At 66.8% G+C, this 20015-nt stretch carries 19 protein-coding genes; 14 read left to right on the top strand and 5 right to left on the bottom strand.

Going from position 1 to position 20015, the window contains the following annotated elements; translation table 11 throughout:
- Positions 1-179: 179 nt before the first annotated feature.
- Positions 180-878 carry a ribosome biogenesis GTP-binding protein YihA/YsxC gene (yihA, locus tag AC1Z3O_RS00310; RefSeq protein ID WP_483512719.1) on the bottom strand — a complete coding sequence of 233 codons (699 nt, stop codon included), beginning with the start codon at positions 876-878 and terminating at the stop codon, positions 180-182.
- Positions 879-889: 11 nt separating this feature from the next.
- Positions 890-1234 (bottom strand): hypothetical protein, encoded by a 345-nt coding sequence (locus tag AC1Z3O_RS00315; protein WP_483512720.1) that lies wholly within the window; start codon positions 1232-1234, stop codon positions 890-892.
- 100 nt (positions 1235-1334) lie between these two features.
- On the opposite strand from AC1Z3O_RS00315, the gene AC1Z3O_RS00320 reads away from it, so the two are divergent.
- From AC1Z3O_RS00320 to msrQ, 6 genes are all read left to right on the top strand, one after another.
- A complete protein-coding gene (locus AC1Z3O_RS00320) occupies positions 1335-2000 on the top strand; it encodes a c-type cytochrome (RefSeq protein WP_483512721.1) in 666 nt (221 codons plus the stop codon).
- A 179-nt stretch (positions 2001-2179) separates the two neighbouring features.
- Positions 2180-4363 (top strand): cytochrome c biogenesis protein ResB, encoded by a 2184-nt coding sequence (locus AC1Z3O_RS00325; protein WP_483512722.1) that lies wholly within the window; start codon positions 2180-2182, stop codon positions 4361-4363.
- A gap of 112 nt (positions 4364-4475) precedes the next feature.
- Positions 4476-5645, top strand: a complete 1170-nt coding sequence (gene ccsB / locus AC1Z3O_RS00330) for a c-type cytochrome biogenesis protein CcsB (protein ID WP_483517475.1) — start codon at positions 4476-4478, stop codon at positions 5643-5645.
- Positions 5646-5802: 157 nt separating this feature from the next.
- Positions 5803-6225: a COG4315 family predicted lipoprotein gene (locus AC1Z3O_RS00335; protein WP_483512723.1), complete on the top strand. Its 423-nt coding sequence runs from the start codon at positions 5803-5805 to the stop codon at positions 6223-6225.
- A 191-nt stretch (positions 6226-6416) separates the two neighbouring features.
- Entirely contained in the window at positions 6417-7427 is a 1011-nt protein-coding gene (msrP, locus tag AC1Z3O_RS00340) for a protein-methionine-sulfoxide reductase catalytic subunit MsrP (RefSeq protein ID WP_483512724.1), read from the top strand.
- Positions 7428-7441: 14 nt separating this feature from the next.
- A complete protein-coding gene (msrQ, locus tag AC1Z3O_RS00345) occupies positions 7442-8128 on the top strand; it encodes a protein-methionine-sulfoxide reductase heme-binding subunit MsrQ (RefSeq protein WP_483512725.1) in 687 nt (228 codons plus the stop codon).
- Between the two features lie 49 nt (positions 8129-8177).
- Here the strand turns inward: msrQ and lysA are convergent, their stop codons facing one another.
- Together lysA and lptM are read right to left on the bottom strand one after the other, a co-directional pair.
- Positions 8178-9440: a diaminopimelate decarboxylase gene (gene lysA, locus AC1Z3O_RS00350; RefSeq protein WP_483512726.1), complete on the bottom strand. Its 1263-nt coding sequence runs from the start codon at positions 9438-9440 to the stop codon at positions 8178-8180.
- Between the two features lie 2 nt (positions 9441-9442).
- Complete coding sequence (lptM, locus tag AC1Z3O_RS00355) at positions 9443-9784, bottom strand: LPS translocon maturation chaperone LptM (protein WP_483512727.1); 342 nt, start codon at positions 9782-9784, stop codon at positions 9443-9445.
- A 41-nt stretch (positions 9785-9825) separates the two neighbouring features.
- Between lptM and cyaY the strand changes: the two genes are divergently transcribed.
- Positions 9826-10161, top strand: a complete 336-nt coding sequence (cyaY, locus tag AC1Z3O_RS00360; RefSeq protein ID WP_483512728.1) for an iron donor protein CyaY — start codon at positions 9826-9828, stop codon at positions 10159-10161.
- Positions 10162-10245: 84 nt separating this feature from the next.
- Here the strand turns inward: cyaY and AC1Z3O_RS00365 are convergent, their stop codons facing one another.
- A complete protein-coding gene (locus AC1Z3O_RS00365) occupies positions 10246-12636 on the bottom strand; it encodes a penicillin-binding protein 1A (protein WP_483512729.1) in 2391 nt (796 codons plus the stop codon).
- A gap of 383 nt (positions 12637-13019) precedes the next feature.
- Between AC1Z3O_RS00365 and pilM the strand changes: the two genes are divergently transcribed.
- From pilM to aroB, 7 genes are all read left to right on the top strand, one after another.
- A complete protein-coding gene (gene pilM, locus AC1Z3O_RS00370; protein ID WP_483512730.1) occupies positions 13020-14066 on the top strand; it encodes a type IV pilus assembly protein PilM in 1047 nt (348 codons plus the stop codon).
- A gap of 18 nt (positions 14067-14084) precedes the next feature.
- Positions 14085-14726, top strand: coding sequence for a PilN domain-containing protein (locus AC1Z3O_RS00375; RefSeq protein WP_483512731.1), 642 nt, complete (start codon positions 14085-14087; stop codon positions 14724-14726).
- 2 nt (positions 14727-14728) lie between these two features.
- Positions 14729-15430: a type IV pilus inner membrane component PilO gene (locus AC1Z3O_RS00380; RefSeq protein ID WP_483512732.1), complete on the top strand. Its 702-nt coding sequence runs from the start codon at positions 14729-14731 to the stop codon at positions 15428-15430.
- Positions 15427-15960: a pilus assembly protein PilP gene (locus AC1Z3O_RS00385; RefSeq protein WP_483512733.1), complete on the top strand. Its 534-nt coding sequence runs from the start codon at positions 15427-15429 to the stop codon at positions 15958-15960. The genes AC1Z3O_RS00380 and AC1Z3O_RS00385 overlap by 4 nt, the downstream gene beginning before the upstream one ends.
- A complete protein-coding gene (locus AC1Z3O_RS00390; RefSeq protein ID WP_483512734.1) occupies positions 15957-18122 on the top strand; it encodes a type IV pilus secretin PilQ in 2166 nt (721 codons plus the stop codon). Before AC1Z3O_RS00385 ends, AC1Z3O_RS00390 begins: the two co-directional genes overlap by 4 nt.
- A gap of 217 nt (positions 18123-18339) precedes the next feature.
- Positions 18340-18879, top strand: coding sequence for a shikimate kinase (locus AC1Z3O_RS00395; RefSeq protein WP_483517476.1), 540 nt, complete (start codon positions 18340-18342; stop codon positions 18877-18879).
- Positions 18876-19982 carry a 3-dehydroquinate synthase gene (aroB, locus tag AC1Z3O_RS00400; RefSeq protein WP_483512735.1) on the top strand — a complete coding sequence of 369 codons (1107 nt, stop codon included), beginning with the start codon at positions 18876-18878 and terminating at the stop codon, positions 19980-19982. Before AC1Z3O_RS00395 ends, aroB begins: the two co-directional genes overlap by 4 nt.
- The last annotated feature ends 33 nt before the right edge of the window (positions 19983-20015 follow it).

The following is a 20015-nucleotide window of genomic DNA, read 5'->3' on the forward strand; positions in this document are numbered from 1 at the left end:
AACTAAACTTTCGGGCGTGCCCGCTATCATACTCGCGGACACTCTGCGTTGCGCCCTGCGCGGCGCGGTGTCCCCCGCTACTCCTCCCTGAGCGGGTACCCGTCGCCTCCGGGCGATGGGAATGTTCTCCCCCGTTGCGTGCAACGGGGTTTTTTTTGCCCGCGTGCAGGCGAGAGTGCTCAGCCCGGCTCGCCCGCCGCCGGGGCCGCAGGCGCATCCGGCGCCGGAGCGGCGGCTGCCTGCGCTTCGGGCAGGCCGAGCCAGCCGGCCACCACCCGCTGCGCTTCTTCGATGCCACGCCGCTTCAGGCTGGAAAAGAGCTGGGCGGTCAGCGGTACCGGCTGGCTGAGCTGCGCCGCGTACTCCGCCAGGATGCGGCGCGTCTCGCGCAGCGCCAGCGCGTTCTCGCTGTTGGTCAGCTTGTCCGCTTTGGTCAGCAGCACGTGGATCGGGCGGCCGGTAGGCAGGAACCACTCCACCATCTGGCAATCGAGGTCGGTGAAGGGGCGGCGCGCATCCATCATCAGCACCAGGCCGGCCAGCTGCACGCGCGTCTGCACGTAGTCGCTGAGCAGGCCCTGCCAGTGGAACTTGGCCGTCCCGGATACCTGAGCATAGCCGTAGCCCGGCAGGTCGACGAGGAAGGCGAGCGGCTCGGGCGCCTTGACGGGCGCCACCGAGAAGTAGTTGATGTGCTGGGTGCGGCCGGGCGTGCGCGAGGAGAACGCGAGCTTCTTCTGGTTGCACAGCACGTTGATGGCGGTCGACTTGCCGGCGTTGGACCGACCGGCGAAGGCCACTTCCGGCACGGCCGTGGCGGGCAGGTCGCGCAGGTGATTGACGGTATTGAAGAAGCGGGCCTGGTGTAGGAGGGACATGCGGTCGTGACTTAGCGGCTGATGGCGGGAAGCGGACGGGTGTCGCGCTTCGTCTGGCAGCGCGGGTTGGGGCCGGCGGCGGCAAGGAGGCCGCGCGTGGCGCCGGGCCAGGCGACGTTCTCGCTGCGGCGAGTCTTTGGGCCGTCTTTCTGGCAGGCAATTATTGTACAATAAGCCGGTTTACGGTCTCCGGATTGGGTGATGCGTGGCATTCCTGCGTCGCCCTTGGCTTTACCCAGGAGGTCCTTGCGTGTCCGTTTCATTGAGGTAGCGCGGCCTTTCACGGTCTTTGTGCGCTTGCCCACGCCGCCAGGCTCGGGCAGCGGCAGCGGGCACAAGTCGCGCAGAACCCTCATCGTCACGACCCTCCGGCTCCGCGCGTCCTCACCGCGGGAAAGGAAAGAGGGCAGGCGGCACGCAGCACGGTTTCGATAACAAATCAGACAAGGTGTGCGAATGAACCGCATTGCGAAATTCCTGGCTATCGTGGCGCTGGCCCTGCCGGCCGCCACCATGACCAGTCTGGCTTCCGCCGCAGAACAAGCCGCTCAAGCGGCCAAGGCGGACCCCGCCAAGGGTGAAACGCTGTACACGCAGGGTGCCCCCGATCGCAATGTCCCCGCCTGCCTCAGCTGCCATGGTGCCAACGGTAACAGCGGCGCCGCCGCCAACCCGAAACTGGCCAGCCAGCATCCCGAGTACGTGGTCAAGCAACTGCAGAACTTCAAGGCCAAGACCCGCAACAACGCCATCATGTCGGCCTACGCGGCCGCGCTGAGCGACCAGGAGATGCATGACATCGCAGCCTACCTGGGCAAGCAGGGCCTGAAGCCGGCCACCGCCAAGAACAAGGACACCATCGAGGCTGGCCAGAAGATCTACCGTGCCGGCATTGCCGCCAAGGGCGTGCCTGCCTGCGCGGCCTGCCACGGCCCGACCGGCGCCGGCATCCCGGCGCAGTATCCGAGAGTCGGCGGCCAGTGGTCCGACTACACCGAAGCACAGCTGGTGGCGTTCCGCCAGGGCACCCGCACGAACAACCCGGTGATGACGAACGTCGCCGCGCGCATGTCGGACACCGAGATCAAGGCGGTGGCCGACTACGTCGCCGGCGTTCGCTAAGCCGTACGGCACCGGTGCCGCCGGGTGCTCCGGCGGCGCGGCGCCGCATTGCCGGGCAGCACTGAGCATGCCGACGATCATCGAAGAGGGTGGCCTGCTCGCCGAGCACGTCCACCCTTTTTCGTGTCAACGTATCCTTAACGTATTAGGCCGTAACCGGCTGTAGGGCCAGACCGCACATGTCGACCGCATCCACTTCAGGGCTGCACCTGAAGACTCCTCACCGCCTGCTGCGCGACACGGTCGAGCTGCTGTCCTCGATGCGCTTTGCGATTGCACTGCTGACGGTGATCGCAATTGCCAGCGTGATCGGCACGGTGCTCAAGCAGAACGAGCCCTATCCCAACTACGTCAACCAGTTCGGACCGTTCTGGGCCGACCTGTTCCACACGCTGTCGCTGCAGAAGGTCTACAGCTCGTGGTGGTTCCTGCTGATCCTGGGCTTCCTGGTGATCTCCACCTCGCTGTGCATCTCGCGCAATGCGCCCAAGATGGTGGCCGACATGCGTTCCTGGAAGGACCATGTGCGCGAGCGCAGCCTGCGGGCCTTCCACCACCGTGGCGAGTTCGAGACCGGCCGCGCGCGGGCGGACGCGGTCGCGCACCTGCAGGCCCTGCTGCACAACCGCGGCTACCGCATCCGGCCGGTCGCCCATGAGGGCGCCACGCTGCTGGCGGCCAAGTCGGGTGCGGCCAACAAGCTGGGCTACATCCTGGCGCATTCGGCCATCGTGGTGATCTGCCTGGGCGCCCTGGCCGACGGCGACATGCTGATCCGGGCGCAGATGTGGTTCGGTGGCAAGACGCCGATCTCGGGCAATGCGGTGATCAGCGAGATCCCGCCGCAGCACCGGCTGCCGGCCAGCAACCCGGGCTTTCGCGGCAATGCCTTCGTGCCGGAGGGCGCCACCGTGTCCACCGCCATACTGAATATCGCAGACGGCGCGCTGGTGCAGGACCTGCCCTTCACCATCACGCTGAAGAAGTTCACCATCGAGCATTACTCGACGGGCATGCCCAAGCTGTTCGCCTCGGACGTGGTGATCACCGACCGCGCCACTGGTAAGCGGACCGAGGCCACCATCAAGGTCAACGAACCGCTGGTGGTGGACGGCGTGGCCATCTACCAGTCGAGCTTCGAGGACGGCGGGTCGCGCCTGAAGTTCGTCGGCTATCCGATGCAGGGCAGTGCCGACAAGACGTTCTCCTTCGCCGGCGCCGTGGGCAACAACGCGCCGCTCGCCGGCACCGGCACCGCCGCCGACAAGGAAGGGCTCACGGTGGAATTCAGCGACTTCCGGCTGATGAACATCGAGACCGTCACCGATGCATCGGGCAAGCCCGACGCGCGCGGCGTTGCGCGCCAGTCGCTGAATGCCAAGCTGGAGTCGCACCTGGGTGCCGCCGCCAGTCCGGACCGGGCCAAGGAACTGCGCAATGTCGGCCCCTCGGTGCAATACAAGCTGCGCGACCGCAACGGCCAGGCGCGCGAGTTCAACAACTACATGGTGCCGGTGCAGCTCGATGGCCAGTCCGTGTTCCTGGCCGGAATGCGCGACTCGCCCAACGAGCCCTTCCGCTACCTGCGCATCCCCGCCGACGAACAGAACAGCGTGGCCGACTGGATGCGGCTGCGGGCCGCGCTGCAAGACCGCGGCATGCGCGGCGAAGCGGCACGCCGCTTCGCACTGGAGTCGATGCCGGGCGAGGACAAGGCGACATTGCGCACCCAGCTGGCCGAAAGCGCACTGCGCGCGCTCGACCTGTTCGCCGGCGCCAACCGCCCGGCGGCGGACTCTCCGCCGGGAGGCTTCGCCGCGGTCGCCGCCTTCCTCGAAAAGTCGGTGCCACAGGCCGAGCAGCAGAAGGCGGCTGACGTGCTGCTGAAGATCATGAATGGCTCGATGTGGGAACTGTGGCAGCTCGCGCGCGAGCGTGACAAGCTGCCGGTGGTGCCCAACAGCGCGCAGAGCGGCGCCTTCCTGCAGCAGGCGGTCAATGCCTTGTCCGACAGCTTCTTCTACCAGGCACCCGTCTTCCTCCAGCTCGACGACTTCCAGCAGGTGCAGGCGAGCGTGTTCCAGATGACTCGTGCGCCGGGCAAGAACATCGTGTATCTTGGCTGTCTACTGCTGGTGCTCGGCGTGTTCGCCATGCTCTATATCCGCGAGCGCCGCGTCTGGATCTGGATCAAGGACCGCGCGGAGGGGCCGGGCAGCCAAGTGCTGATGGCCATGTCGACCCAGCGACGCACGCTCGATTTCGAGAAGGAGTTCGAGGCGCTGCGCGACGATGTGCGCCGCGCAGCCGGCGTCCCCGGTGAGGACGCGCACGGCGCGCCGGCGGACCGGCCGGCGCAGTGAGCGGTCGGCGCGCCAGGCGCGCCGGATTGAACAGCGGATGCCGGCCTTCGGCCGGCACGCGATGTTGCAGGTAGAAGATATGTCGTCCAATGTGAACCAGGCCAGCGCCGGCATGTCGGCCGCGCGGGCCAGCGGCGCGGCCGCCGAGCCGGCGCCTTACCTCGAACCGTCGTTCCTGCGCCGCCTGGGCTGGCTCGACTGGGTGTTCGCGCTGTTGCTCGCCTTCGGCGCGGGCGTCGCGCTGACGCGCTACGGGCAGTGGATGAACGTCTACGACAAGGCCGTGCTGATCGCAGCGGTACCCACCTTCGCGCTGCTGGGCTGGAACTGGAAGCCGGTGCGCCCGCTGATGGTGCTGCTGGCCGTGCTGGCGCTTTTCGCCGTGCAGCTCTACCAGGGGCAGCTCGCGCGTGCCGACCAGGCCTTCTTCCTCAAGTACCTGCTTTCCAGCCAGTCGGCCATCCTGTGGATGAGCGCGCTGGTCTTCCTCTCCACGCTGTTCTACTGGGGCGGCCTGCTGGCGCGCAGCTCCACCGGCTACAGCATCGGCAGCAAGCTGTGCTGGGCGGCGGTCGTGCTGGGTTTCACCGGCATGCTGGTGCGCTGGTACGAGTCCTATCTGGTCGGCGCGGACATCGGGCACATTCCCATCTCGAACCTCTATGAAGTGTTCGTGCTGTTCGCGCTGGTCACCTCGCTGTTCTACCTGTACTACGAAGGCCGCTACGCGACCCGCGCGCTCGGCCCCTTCGTGATGCTGGTGGTCTCGGCGGCAGTCGGCTTCCTGCTCTGGTACACGGTGAGCCGCAATGCCCAGGAGATCCAGCCGCTGGTGCCGGCGCTGCAGAGCTGGTGGATGAAGATCCACGTGCCGGCGAACTTCATCGGCTACGGTACCTTCGCGCTGGCGGCGATGGTGGCGGTGGCCTACCTGCTCAAGCAGAAGGGCATCCTGGCCGAGCGCCTGCCTGCACTGGAAGTGCTCGACGACGTCATGTACAAGGCGATCGCCATCGGCTTCGCCTTCTTCACCATCGCCACCATCCTGGGCGCGCTGTGGGCCGCTGAGGCCTGGGGCGGCTACTGGAGCTGGGACCCGAAGGAGACCTGGGCGCTGATCGTCTGGCTGAACTACGCGGCCTGGCTGCACATGCGGCTGATGAAGGGGCTGCGCGGCACGATGGCGGCCTGGTGGGCGCTGGTGGGCCTGCTGGTCACGACCTTCGCCTTCCTCGGCGTCAATATGTTCCTCTCCGGCCTGCACAGCTACGGCGAGCTGTGACGCGGGATGTGACGGAAGTGATGAACTTGACGCGACGCAATCAACCTGCCCCTTGGGCAGGTTTTTTTTCGTCCGAGGGATGAAAAGCGTCGTATTCGGTGTTTACTGTGAGGACGGCGCCGGCTGGCGGCGCCACTTTTGACTGGAGACTGACATCATGGCCCGTTTTTGTCGTACTGCTCCCCTGGCTCGCGCCGGCGCCCTGGCACTGGCCTGCTCGGCCGTCCTGCTGGCGGCCTGTTCAAGCTTGGGAGGCTCGGCCGGCAATATGCCGCCCACGGTCAAAGTGACGAATGGCGCGCTGAGTGATCCCCAGGGCCTGACCCTCTATGTGTTTGACCGCGACAACGTGGGTGCCGGTGTCAGTGCCTGCAACGGCCCCTGCGCGAAGAACTGGCCGCCGCTGCTGGCCGAGCCAGGCACCACGCCCCATGGTGACTTCACCATCATCAGCCGTGAGGACGGTACCCGCCAGTGGGCCTATCGCGGCCGTCCGCTCTACCGTTTCTCCAAGGACGCCAACGCCGGAGACCGGACCGGCGACAACTTCAACAACGTCTGGCACGTCGCCACGCCCTGACCGCCTGGCACGCGCCCGTCGCGCTGGCCGGTGTCCGGCCACGCGGCGCCATGCGGTGATGAGCGAGGCGGCTTCCCGCCTCGCCGCGTAAAAGTTGTCAGGATCGGGGTGCACCATCCGACCAAGGCAGGAGTCCAATCCTGTGTGTGGCACGATCCCCTGTGCCGGCAGGCCTGCAGAAAGGAAAGACGATGCTGATTCCCACCCCGAAATGGCTGCGCGGTGCTGACTTGCCCGCTTCCGAGATCACACCGCGCTCGGTGTTCGAGTCGCGGCGCCGGCTGTTGGCGCTGGCTGCCGCCGCGGGCGCGGCCGGCAGCCTGTCGCCATGGGCGGCGCGCCGGGCGCTGGCCCAGGCGCCGGCAAGCCATGGCCCGAAGCTGGCGGCGGCGCTGAATCGTGCCTATGCGGTGACCGAGCGGCAGACGCCGTACGAGGACGTCACCACCTACAACAACTTCTACGAGTTCGGTACCGACAAGTCTGATCCGGCGCGTTACGCGGGCACGCTGCGCCCGCGGCCCTGGCAGGTAGCCGTCGAGGGCCTGGTCAACAAGCCGAAGGTATTCGACCTGGACGAACTGCTGAAGCTTGCGCCGCTCGAGGAGCGCATCTATCGCCTGCGCTGTGTCGAGGGCTGGTCGATGGTGATCCCCTGGATCGGCTACCCACTGTCGAGCCTGATCCGCCACGTCGAGCCGCTGGGCAGCGCGAAGTACGTGCAGTTCATCAGCCTGGCCGACAAGAAGCAGATGCCGGGGCTCGCCAGCCCTGTACTCGACTGGCCCTATAGCGAGGGGCTGCGCATGGACGAGGCCATGCATCCGCTCGCGCTGCTGACCTTCGGCCTGTACGGCGAGGTGCTGCCCAGGCAGAACGGCGCCCCGGTGCGCATGGTGCTGCCCTGGAAGTACGGCTTCAAGGGGGCCAAGTCCATCGTCCGCATCCGTTTCCTCGACCGGCAGCCCCCTACCAGCTGGAACCTGGCGGCACCGCAGGAGTACGGCTTCTACTCCAACGTCAATCCCGAAGTGGACCACCCGCGCTGGAGCCAGGCCACCGAGCGGCGCATCGGCGAGGACAAGGGCGGTGGCGGCTTTTCCGCGCTGTTTGCGCCCAAGCGCAAGACCTTGATGTTCAACGGCTATGCCGACCAGGTGGCCTCGCTCTACGGGGGCATGGACTTGAGGAAGTACTTCTGATGGCCAGGTCAGACATGACTGTCCGCCCGGGCGCCGCGGCAGCGCCAGCCGGCGCTGCTGCGCGCTCCAGTCTCGCCGCGCCGACACCGTCCACCGTGCGTGCGATCAAGGTGGCGGTGTGGCTGCTGGCCTTGCTGCCCTTCGTGCGCCTCATCTATCTGGGCGCCACCAGCCAGTACGGCGCCAATCCGCTCGAATTCGTCACGCGCTCGACCGGCACCTGGACCCTGGTGATGCTGTGCGCCACGCTCGCGGTCACGCCGCTGCGGCGTTTGCTGGGATGGCACTGGCTGGTGCGCCTGCGCCGCATGCTTGGCCTGTTTGCCTTTTTCTACGGGCTGCAGCACTTCCTGCTATGGGTTGGCGTGGACCGCGGCTTCGACGTCGCCTACATGCTGAAGGACGTGGCCAAGCGGCCGTTCATCACGGCGGGCTTCGCCGCCTTCGTGCTGATGGTGCCGCTGGCCGCCACCTCGACCAACGCGATGGTCCGGCGGCTGGGCGGCAAGGCCTGGCAGCGCTTGCACAAGGCTGTCTACGCGATCGCTATGCTGGCCATCCTGCACTACTGGTGGCACAAGGCGGGCAAGCACGATTTCGCCGAGGTGTCGGTCTATGCGGCCGTGGTGTTCGTGCTGCTGGCGCTGCGGGTATGGTGGTGGTGGCGCAAGCCGCCGGGCGCGGCCTTGCGCGGAGGATGATGCTGCGCCGCCCGGCGCGGGCCTCCAGGCCCTGCGCCTTGGCGACGGCTTAACCCTGCAGCAGGTGTTCGCCGCGGTACAGGTCTTCCACGCGTTCGCGCTCACGCACCAGGTGCACGGTGTCGCCGTCGACCATGACCTCGGCGGCGCGCGGCCGCGTGTTGTAGTTCGAGCTCATTACGAAGCCGTAGGCGCCGGCGGACATCATCGCCAGCAGGTCGCCCGCCTGGACTGCCAGCGCGCGATCGCGGCCGAGCCAGTCGCCGGATTCGCACACCGGGCCGACCACGTCATAGGTGACAGGCTGCTGCGCCGCGCGCACGGCCACCGGCTCGATCCCGTGGTAGGCCTCGTACATGGCCGGGCGGGCGAGGTCGTTCATCGCTGCGTCGACGATGCAGAAGTTCTTGGTGGCACCGGGCTTCAGGTATTCGACTCTTGCCAGCAGCAGGCCCGCATTGCCCACCAGCGAGCGGCCGGGCTCGAACAGCACTTCGCGATGACCGTGGCCGCGCGCGGCGACGTGCGCCAGCAGAGTAGCGGCGAAGCCGGTGATGTCGGGCGGGGTCTCGTCGGCATAGGTGATGCCAAGGCCGCCTCCCACATCGATATGCTCCAGGTCGATGCCCTCGCTCTGCAGGGCTTCGACCACGTCCAGCACCTTGTCCAACGCCTCCAGGTAGGGCGCGACCTCCGTGATCTGCGAACCGATATGGCAGTCGATGCCGACCACGTCGAGGTGGGGCAGCGCGGCGGCGGCACGGTAGGTCGGCAGCACGTCCTCATAGGCGATGCCGAACTTGTTGCCCTTCAGGCCGGTGGAGATGTACGGGTGCGTCTTGGCATCCACGTCCGGGTTGATGCGCAGCGACACGCGCGCGCGCTTGCCCACCCGGCCGGCCACCGCGTTCAAGCGGTCCAGTTCGGGGATGGATTCGACATTGAACGACAGCACGTCGTGCGCCAGCGCGAGCTCCATTTCCGCCGCACTCTTGCCCACGCCCGAGAACACCACCTTGCGCGGGTCGCCACCGGCGGCCAGCACGCGCATCAGTTCCCCGCCCGAGACGATGTCGAAGCCTGCGCCCAGCTGGGCGAAGACCTGCAGCACGGCCAGGTTGGAATTGGCCTTCATGGCGTACTGCACGCGCGCACGGCGGCCGGTGCAGGCCGCTGCATAGGCTTCGTAGGCGGTGGTCAGGGCGGCACGCGAGTAGACGTAGGTCGGCGTGCCGAACTCGGCGGCGATGCGCGACAGCGGCACTTGCTCGACGGCGAGTTCGCCGTTGGGGCGATGGAAGAAGGCGTTCATGGTCACTTCGAAGCAGGGGCGGCTGCGGGAGTCGTGGCGGGGGCGGGCGCGGCGGGGGCGGGCGCCGAGGTGGGCGCAACAGGGATGCTGGCCGCGTCCGCACGGCCAAGGCCCGGGTCGGGTACGGCGGGCGAGGACGGCTCGGGCGGGCGCTTGGGCATCACCAGCGGACCGCGCACGCCGCATCCCGCCAGCAGGGACATCGATAGGCTGGCGGCAAACGCCGATACAATCGCTACACGACGCAACATCGGGTCGTCCTTGAAGAATCGTCCCGGCCGGGGCGGGACGGGACCATCGGAATTGCATTCAAATACAGCGCCGGCCACGCCCGCGCCCCGCATTGTGCGGGCACGGGCGCGGCCGGCCGACCTTGGAGTTTAGCATGCCCCCCTTGAGTGAGAGCGAGTTCCTGGCGCTGGCCGAGCAGGAGCTGGACCGGCTGGAACGCGCCGTGGAGGAAGCCGCCGACGCGGCCGATGCCGACATCGAGATCAACCGCACCGGCAATGTGATGGAGCTGGAGTTCGAAGACGGCTCCAAGATCATCGTCAACAGCCAGGCCCCGATGCAGGAGCTGTGGGTGGCGGCGCGCGCGGGCGGTTTCCACTTCCGCCGCGAAGGCGATCGTTGGGTCGATACGCGCGGCGGCGGCGAGCTGTTCGAGGCGCTGTCGCGCTACCTGAGCCAGCAGGCAGGGGTGGCGCTGAAGCTGGCCTGAGGCACGCGGGCGCGCGCGGCGCCATGCCAATGAAAAAAGCCGGCCCTGTGGCCGGCTTTTTTCATTGGTGGACAGGTGGCTGCCTCAGCCCCCGCCGAACATCTCGAGGATGCGCTTCTTCTCGGCTTCGACGTCGACTGGCTGTTGCTGTTGCTGCTGCTGCGTCTCGCTGTCGGCCTTGCCCGGCCACGGATCGCCCAGGCCCACCGAGGCCACGCCGGCGCCGCCTGCGTTTTCTTCGAAGGTCCAGTCGCCGCCCGCCATTACCACACCCTCCGGCGGCTGGCGCTCGGGGATCTCCGGCACGCCCTTGAGCACCTGGCCCATGTAGCCGACCCAGATCGGCAGCGCCAGGCCACCGCCCGTCTCGCGCACGCCCAGGCTCTTGGGCTGGTCGTAGCCCATCCAGGCGATGGCGACGAGATTGGGGGTGTAGCCGGCGAACCAGGCATCGACGGCGTCGTTGGTGGTCCCGGTCTTGCCTGCCAGGTCGTTGCGGCCCAGGCGCTGCTTGGCGGCATTGGCCGTGCCCATGCGCACCACGTCGCGCAGCATGGTGTCGGCGATAAAGGCGGTGCGGGCGTCCAGCACGCGCACGGCATCCTGGCTTGCACGCTGCGGCTTGGTTTCCGAAATCACGTTGCCGCGCGCATCGACCACCTTCTGGATCAGGTAGGGATTGACGCGGTAGCCGCCGTTGGCGAACACCGAATAGGCCGCCGCCATCTGCAGCGGGGTCACGCTGCCCGAGCCCAGCGCCATCGGCAGGTAGGCCGGGTGCTTGTCTGCGTCGAAGCCGAAGCGCGTGATGTAGTCCTGGGCATACTGCGTGCCGATGGCGCGCAGGATGCGCACCGACACCAGGTTCTTCGACTTGGCCAGCGCGCGGCGCATCGTCATCGGGCCCTCGAACTTGCCGTCATAGTTCTTCGGCTCCCAGACCTGGCCGCCGGTGTCCGGTCCGATGGTCAGCGGTGCGTCGTTGATCACGGTGGCGGGCGAGAAGCCTTTTTCCAGGGCAGCCGAGTAGATGAACGGCTTGAAGCTGGAGCCCGGCTGGCGCCAGGCCTGGGTCACGTGGTTGAACTTGCTGCGGTTGAAATCGAAGCCGCCGACCATCGAGCGGATCTCGCCGTCGTTGGGGTCGATCGAGATGAAGGCGGCGGACACCTCGGGCAACTGCGTCACCGTCCACACGCCCTTGGCATCCTGCGTCACGCGGATGATCGCGCCCGGGCGCATCTTGACCTTGGGCTGCGCGCTGGCCGACAGCGACGGGGCGATAAAGCGCAGCGCGGGGCCCTCGATGGTGGCGACCTCGCCAGACAGCAGCGTGGCCGTCACCTTGTGCGGACTGACACTGGTCACGACGGCCGAGCGCAGGTCATCGCTGCCGGGGTGCTCCAACAGGGCGTCGTCGATGGCCTGCTCGCGCTCGTCGGGGTTGCCGGGCAGGTCGATAAAGGCCTCCGGACCGCGATAGCCGTGCTTGCGCTCGTAGTTCATGATGCCGCTGCGCACGGATTCGTAGGCTGCATCCTGGTCGGTCTTGCGCAGGGTCGTGTAGACGGTCAGGCCACGCGTGTAGGTTTCCTCGCGGTACTGCGCATACATCAGCTGGCGCACCATCTCGGCCACGTATTCGGCGTGGGTCGAGAATTCGTTGCCTTCGCCGCGCACCTTCACGTCTTCGTGAATGGCCTGCTCGTACTGCTCGGGCGTGATGTAGCGCAAGTCGCGCATGCGCTGCAGGATGTACTCTTGGCGCACCTTGGCGCGCTTCGGGTTGACTACCGGGTTATAGGCCGAAGGGGCCTTCGGCAGCCCGGCCAGCATGGCGGCCTCGGCGATGGTCAGGTCCTGGATGGACTTGCCGAAGTACACGCGCGCCGCGCTGGCGAAGCCGTAGGCGCGCTGGCCCAGATAGATCTGGTTCATGTACAGCTCGAGGATCTGGTCCTTGCTCAGGTTCGCCTCGATCTTGTACGACAGCAGCATCTCGTAGAGCTTGCGCGTATAGGTCTTCTCGCTGGACAGGAAGAAGTTGCGCGCCACCTGCATGGTGATGGTCGAGGCGCCCTGCGACAGGCCGCCGCGCAGATTGGCCAGGCCGGCGCGCATCACGCCGACGAAGTCGACGCCGCCGTGCTCATAGAAACGGTCGTCCTCGATCGCCAGCACCGCCTTCTTCATGATGTCGGGGATCTGCGCGATCGGCACGAAGTTGCGGCGCTCCTCTCCGAACTCGCCGATCAGCACATTGTCCGCCGTGTAGATACGCAGCGGGATCTTGGGGCGGTAGTCGGTGATGGTGTCCAGCGAAGGCAGGTTGGGGGCCGCCACCAGCAAGGCATAGCCGATCAGCAGCGCCAGGGCGAAGGCCCCCGCGACCAGCAGGCCGAGTCCCCAGAGCAGCCCACGTTGCCAGAACGGGCGGCGGGCGGGGGCGGTCGGCTTTGGTTGTGCGGTGGCCATAGGGAAATTGCCTAGTCTGAGGTGCCCGGATTATATCGCCCGCATTCGCGCGCACCGGCCGCGCGGTGGCGAAAACGTCGCAGTCGCTCTGTTACAAGATGTAATGGCTTTGAAACCTGTCTAAAGCGGCTGGAAGGACGGGCGGCGCCGGGCGTCGGATTTTGGCAACGCTTTGGTGGGGACGGAAACAAATTAAATGCGTGTCCAGACCCGCACATTGCCAGCGCTCCGCCTTTTTGTGAGAATCCTCGAACAGAAAACGGGAAACGTTTCATCCAAGAAACAGGATTCGCCCAATTTAGAGCAGACATGCCGGGGGCGAGTTCAAATGTCAGGGGGTCACCTTGCGACGGGGCATCTTGTCGGGGCTTCTGCGTCGGACTATGGTCGGCGTGGATATCGGGTCGTCCAGCGTCAAGGTAGTCGAGCTGTCCGTTGGCGGCAGCAAGCAAGACTACCGGCTGGAGAAATGCGCCAGCGAACTGCTGGATGGCAATGCCGTTGCCGATGGCAACGTGGTCGACATCGAGGCGGTCGGCGCTGCGCTCAAGCGCGCGATCGGCAAGGCCGGCATCCGCACCAAGGATGTGGTGCTGGGCGTGCCATCCATGTTGACCGAATCGCAGACTGTCAGCCTGCCCGACAACCTGTCGGACGATGAGCTCTATCTGCAGGTCGAATCGGAGGCGCACCGCCTCTACCCGCCATCGCAGGCCGTCAATTTCGATTTCACCGTGATCGGTCCCAACGAGACCGAGGGCGGCATCGGCGTTCGCGTCACCGCTGCCAACAGCGACCGCGTGCAGGAGCGGGTCACCGCCGCGGAGATGGCCGGGCTGAAGCCGCAGGTGATGGACGTCGAAGAGTATGCGGTGCAGCGCTCGGTGGCCCACATGCTGGGCGTGTCGCACGCACTCTCCGAGGGCGACACGCGCACGCTGCCCGTGGTCGCCGTGGTGCATCTCGGCGGCAGCCGCTCCAAGGCCATCTTCTACCAGGGCGGGCAGGAACTGTACGAGCAGTCCCTCGGCAGTTCCGGCGACCAGCTGACGCAGAGCGCCGCGCGCCTGTTCACGCTCGACACGCTCAAGGCGGAGATCAAGAAGCGCAAGAACACGTTGCCCGAAGCCTGGCGCACCCAGCTGCTGAAGCCCTCGCTGCAGGCGCTGGCCGATGAAGTGGCCGCGGCAGTGCGTAACTTCATCGGCGGTTCCAGCCTGGGCCGGGTCGACGAGATCCTGCTCTCGGGCGGCCATGCTTCCCTGCTCGGCGCGCAGGCGGCGATCGAACAGCAGACCCAGATCACCACCACGCTAGCCAATCCCTTCGCCAACATGACGACCGCCGGCAAGGTCAACGAGCGCTACCTGCAGCGCGACCTTCCGGCCTATATCGTCAGCGCGGGCCTCGCCCTGCGCGGATTGCAATAGAGCTTCCGGGGAGCGTGCATGTCGATCAACTCGATACCGTCGGTCAACCTGCTGCCCTACCACGAGGCGCGCAGGGCAGCCCGGCGCAAGAAGGTGTACACGATGCTTGCCGCCGCCGCCGGCGGCGGCCTGCTGGTCGTGCTGCTAGGCGGGCTGTACATCGATAGCCGCATCGACGCGGAGGAGAGCCTGAACCAGGTGCTGCGCCAGGAGAACGCGCGCATGGACGGGCAGATCCGCGAGGTGACCGCGCTGAAGAAAGATATCGATGCGCTGCTGCAGCGGCAGCAGGCGGTGGAGAGCCTGCAGACCGAGCGCAACCGCCCCGTGCAACTGCTGGAGGAACTGGTGCGCCAGGTGCCGGAAGGGGTCTACCTGACCAGCCTCAAGCAGAGCGATGACCAGTTCACCATGACGGGCGTGGCCCAGTCCAACGAGCGCGTCTCGGAACTGCTGCGCAATCTCGGGCAGGTGGCTTGGCTCGACAAGGCTGAACTGGTGGAGTCCAAGGCGGTGACGATGACCAACAACCTGCGCGAGCAGCGCCGCCTGTTCGATTTCTCGATGCGTTTCGCCTACCGCCAGCCCGAAGCACCGGCCGCCGGCAAGAAGGCGCGCGCCGCCAGCGGTGCTGCGGCCGCCCCTGCGGCGAAGGGGTGACGATGGCGCTCAATTCCGAAATCTCGCTGGCCGGGCTGAACGACCTCGTCGGCCAGTTCCGCGGCCTGAACCTGAACGAGCCCGAGACCTGGCCGCAGGCCCCGCGCGTGGCCTTTGCCATGCTGGCCTGCCTGCTGGTGCTGGTGCTGGGCTGGCAGTTCTACTGGAGCGGCAAGTTCGACGAGCTCGATGCCAAGCGCAATGAGCAGAACAGCCTGAAGCAGGCCTACCAGTCCAAGGTGGCGCAGATCGCCAACCTGGATGCGCTGCGCCAGCAGAAGCGCGAGGTCGAGCAGCGCGTGGCCCTGGTCGAGCGCCAGCTGCCGAACAAGACCGAGATGGATGCGCTGCTGGCGGACGTCAACCACGCCGGCGTGGCGCGCGGGCTGCAGTTCGAACTGTTCAAGCCGCAGGCGGCCGTGATCAAGCCGTATTTCGCCGAGATCCCGGTCAACGTGAAGGTGACGGGCCGCTACCACGACGTGGCCCAGTTCAATGCCGACGTCGCGGCGCTGTCGCGCATCGTGACCATGCGCGGCCTGCAGCTCACCGCCGGCAAGGATGGCAGCGGGCTGACCATGGAGGCGGTGGCCAAGGCCTATCGCACGCTGGACCCTGACGAGCAGGCCGAGCAGCGCAAGGCCGCCGCTGCCGAGGCCGCGAAGAACAAGAAGAGCCCTGGCCAGCCTGGAGGCGCCAAATGATCCGGCCAACGCAAGCCCGCCGCGCGCGGGCGCTCGGTGCCGCGCTGCTCGCGGCCGCTCTGCTCAGTGCCTGCGGCGCGAGCGAGGATGAGGCGCTGCGCCAATGGATGGCCTCGACCCGCATGGCCAAGGCGCCACCGCCTGCGCCTCTGCCGCAGCCCGTGCCCTTCGTGCCGCGCGAGTATGGCGGGCGCAATTCGCCCGAGCCGTTCGCGCAGACCAAGATCGGCGAACTGAACCGGGTGCTGTCCGAATCCCCGGAGGCCGGCCGGCGGCGCGAACCGCTGGAGGACTTTCCGCTGGAGAACTTCAAGATGCTGGGTGCCATGCGCAAGCTCGGCGAAACCTACGGCATCGTCCAGGTAGATAACAAGATCCATCACGTCAAGGTGGGTCAGTATCTCGGCCAGAACTATGGCCGGGTGGTCCGCATCACCGATCAGGAGATCGTGCTGCGCGAATTGGTCCGGGAAGGGGTAGGGGAGTGGAAACAGAAAATGACCAGCCTGAAACTCGAGGGGGCGGCATGAACGCGCGGCGCTGGATACGGGCGTTCGCGGCCGTGGCCGCAATGGCGCTCACGCTGGCGATGCCGGCGGCATGGGCGCAGGACGGCGCGGAGGCCAATCTCATCAAGTCCGTGGATACCGCCACCATGGGCGAGCAGACCATCTTTACGGTGGACTTGCAGTCGCCGCCGTCGCAGCCGCCGGTGGATTTCTCCACGCAGAGTCCGGCGCGCATCGCCATCGACTTCCTCAACACGGGCTTCGCCGCCGGGCGCGCGCAGTACAGCTACGGCGGCAAGGTGCTGCGCGGGGCCAGCGTGGTGCAGATCGGGGACCGCACGCGCGTGGTGCTGGACTTGACCCGTCCCGCCACCTATCGGACCGAATTGCGCGGCTCCCAGTTCGTGGTGCGCATCGACAATCTCGCGCAGCAAGGCAAGGCCGCCGCCCCGACCTTCGCGCCCAGCGCGACGGCCGCGGCGGCTGCGCCAGGCATGCGGCCTTCCGTGCGCAGCATCGACTTCCGGCGCGGTGGCGACGGTGCCGGCCGTGTCGTGGTCGACCTGTCCTCGCGCGATTCCGGCGTGAACATCGCCCAGCAGGGGAAGAACGTGGTGGTCGACTTCATCGGCACCACGCTGCCCGACAGCTTGCGGCGCCGCTTCGACGTCATGGATTTCGGCACGCCGGTGCAGTCGGTGCAGGCCAGCGATGCCGACGGCAACGCGCGCCTGACCATCTCGCCGCGCGGCAACTGGGAATACAGCTCCTACCAGACCGACACCCAGTTCGTGGTCGAGGTGCGGCCGGTCAAGGAAGACCCCACGAAGCTGAACGGCGGGGCCGGCTACCGGGGCGAGCGGTTGTCGCTGAATTTCCAGAACATCGACATTCGCGCGCTGCTGCAGGTCTTCGCCGACTTCACCAACCTAAACATCATCACCAGCGACACCGTGCAGGGTAACCTGACGTTGCGGCTCAAGGATGTTCCCTGGGACCAGGCGCTCCAGATCGTGCTGGATGCCAAGGGCCTGGCCTCGCGCCGCAGTGGCAATGTGCTGTGGGTGGCGCCCAAGGCGGAGCTGGCGACCAAGGAAAAGCTCGAGCTTGAGGCCCAGCAGCAGATCAGCGAACTGGAGCCCATCCGCAGCCAGGTGTTCCAGCTGAATTACCAGCGCGCGGACGATGTGCGCCGCATGCTGCTCGGCCTGAGCGTCGGTACACCAGGCGCGGCAGGCGGCAGCATGGGCGCCGTGGGGGGCGCGGTGGGTGGCACTGGCGCCACCATGGGCAATACGCGCATGCTGTCCAAGCGCGGCTCCCTGACCGCCGATGCCCGCACCAACCAGCTGTTCGTCTCGGACGTCGCCAGCAAGCTGGAGGAAGTGCAGGGCTTCCTCACCAAGATCGACATCCCGGTGCGCCAGGTCATCATCGAGGCGCGCATCGTCGAAGCCACCGATACCTTCAGCCGCAATCTGGGCGTCAAGCTCGGCTTCGCTTCCAAGACCAACGGCGCGGGTTACGGCAACACCTACTCCAACGTGGTCAGCCCGATCACGCAGGGCGCCACCTGGGACAACAGCCCGGCGGTCAGCCTGCCGGCGGCTGTGATCAACGGCATCAACCCGGCCACGGCGGCCGTCAGCCTGTTCAGCGCCGGCGCCAGCCGCTTCGTGGCACTGGAGCTGTCCGCGCTCGAGGCAGACGGCCTGGGCAAGATCATCTCCAGCCCGCGCGTGGTGACGGCCAACAACGTCAAGGCGCTGATCGAGCAGGGCACCGAACTGCCCTACCAGGCCGCCACCTCCAGCGGCGCCACATCGGTACAGTTCCGCAAGGCCAACCTGAAGCTGGAAGTCACGCCGCAGATCACGCCCGAGGGCAATGTGCTGCTGGACGTGGATGTCAACAAGGACAGCGTCGGCATCCAGACCCCGAGCGGCTTCGCCATCGACACCAAGCACGTGCAGACACAGGTGCTGGTAGATAACGGCGGCACCGTGGTGATTGGCGGCATCTTTATGCAGACCGAGAGCAACAGCAGCAACAAAGTGCCTTGGTTGGGCGATATTCCGGTGCTGGGCAACTTCTTCAAGGACAACTCCCGCGTCAACAACCGCTCGGAGCTGCTGGTGTTCCTGACGCCGCGCGTCCTCAATGACAACGTGTCGCTGAAATAGCGCCGCCCTCCCGGGATGCAGTAGACTGGCAGGCCGCATCGCAGATGCGGCCTTTTTTTATCGCCTTGGCCAGGCAAGCCGTGTCAGGCACTTGCCCGGAGCGTGTCAAAAGACGAAGATGATGCAGTTCGAGACAGGGGAGGCGCTTCCCACGCCGGCCTCCCGTGCTTTATCCCCAGTGACAGTCACCCGCCCGAATCTCTTTTTCGTCGGCCTGATGGGCGCCGGCAAGACCACCGTCGGCCGCACCGTGGCCCGGCGGCTGGATTACCCATTCTTCGATTCCGACCACGAGATCGAGGCGCGTTGCGGCGTGCGCATCCCGGTGATCTTCGAGCACGAGGGCGAGGCGGGCTTCCGCGAGCGCGAAGCGCAGATAATCGATGAGCTGACCCAGCAAAGCGGCATCGTGCTGGCAACCGGGGGCGGGGCGGTGCTGCGTGCGGAGAACCGCGAGCACCTGCGCTCGCGTGGCACCGTCGTCTACCTGCGTGCCAGCCCGCATGATCTCTGGCTGCGCACGCGCCACGACCGCAACCGCCCGCTGCTCCAGACCGAGGATCCCAAGGGCCGGCTCGAGGCGCTGTACAGCGAGCGCGACCCCTACTACCGCGAGGTGGCTCACTTCATCATCGAGACCGGCAAGCCTTCCGTCGCGCAGCTTGCTAATATGGTGTTGATGCAACTTGAAATGGCCGGCTTCCACGCCGCCGGCGACGCTGCGCCGGCAGGACCGGCGCCCCATACGACCCCATGATCACGCTTGAAGTCTCCCTGGGAGAGCGCAGCTATCCCATCCACATCGGCAGCGGCCTGCTCGGGCGCGCCGATCTGCTGCAGCCTCATGTGCGCGGCCAGCACGCCGTCATCGTCACCAACGAGACCGTCGGGCCGCTGTACGCGGCGCGCGTCGAGGCGGCACTGGGCGCGCTGGGCAAGACCGTGCGCACCGTCACCCTGCCCGACGGCGAGGCCTTCAAGAACTGGGAGACGCTCAACCTCATCTTCGACGCGCTGCTGCGCGCCGGTGCCGACCGCAAGACCACGCTGGTGGCGCTGGGCGGCGGCGTGGTCGGCGACATGACCGGGTTTGCAGCCGCCTGCTATATGCGCGGCGTGCCCTTCGTGCAGATGCCCACCACGCTGCTGGCCCAGGTGGATTCCTCGGTCGGCGGCAAGACGGGCATCAACCACCCGCTGGGCAAGAACATGATCGGCGCCTTCCACCAGCCGCGCGCCGTGATTGCCGACATCGATGCCCTGCAGACGCTGCCGGCGCGCGAACTGGCGGCAGGCATGGCCGAGGTGATCAAGCATGGTGCCATCGCCGACGCGGGCTACTTCGAGTGGATCGAGCGCAATATCCAGGCGCTCAACCGCTGCGATCCGGACCTGATGGCGCTGGCCGTGCAGCGCTCGTGCGAGATCAAGGCGAGCGTGGTGGCCCAGGACGAGCGCGAGGGCGGCCTGCGCGCCATCCTGAATTTCGGGCACACCTTCGGCCATGCGATCGAGGCGGGGCTCGGCTACGGCGAGTGGCTGCACGGCGAGGCCGTCGGCTGCGGCATGGTGATGGCGGCCGACCTGTCGCTGCGCCTCGGTTTTATCGACGTGCAGACGCGCGCCAGGCTGCGCAAGCTGGTCGAGGCAGCGATGCTGCCGGTGGTGGCGCCGGAACTCGGCACCGATCGCTACATCGAACTGATGAAGGTGGACAAGAAGGCCGAGGCCGGCAGCATCAAGTTCATCCTGCTCAAGAAACTCGGCGAGGCATTCATCACCACGGTGCCCGATCCGGACCTGCACGCCACATTGCAGCAGGCCACCCTGAAACCGCCATCCGAGGCTACGGTCGCCTGAGCGATCGGTTATGCCTCGCAGCCCGAGACTCCC

It is taken from the genome of Cupriavidus sp. 09_S30, assembly GCF_056930435.1.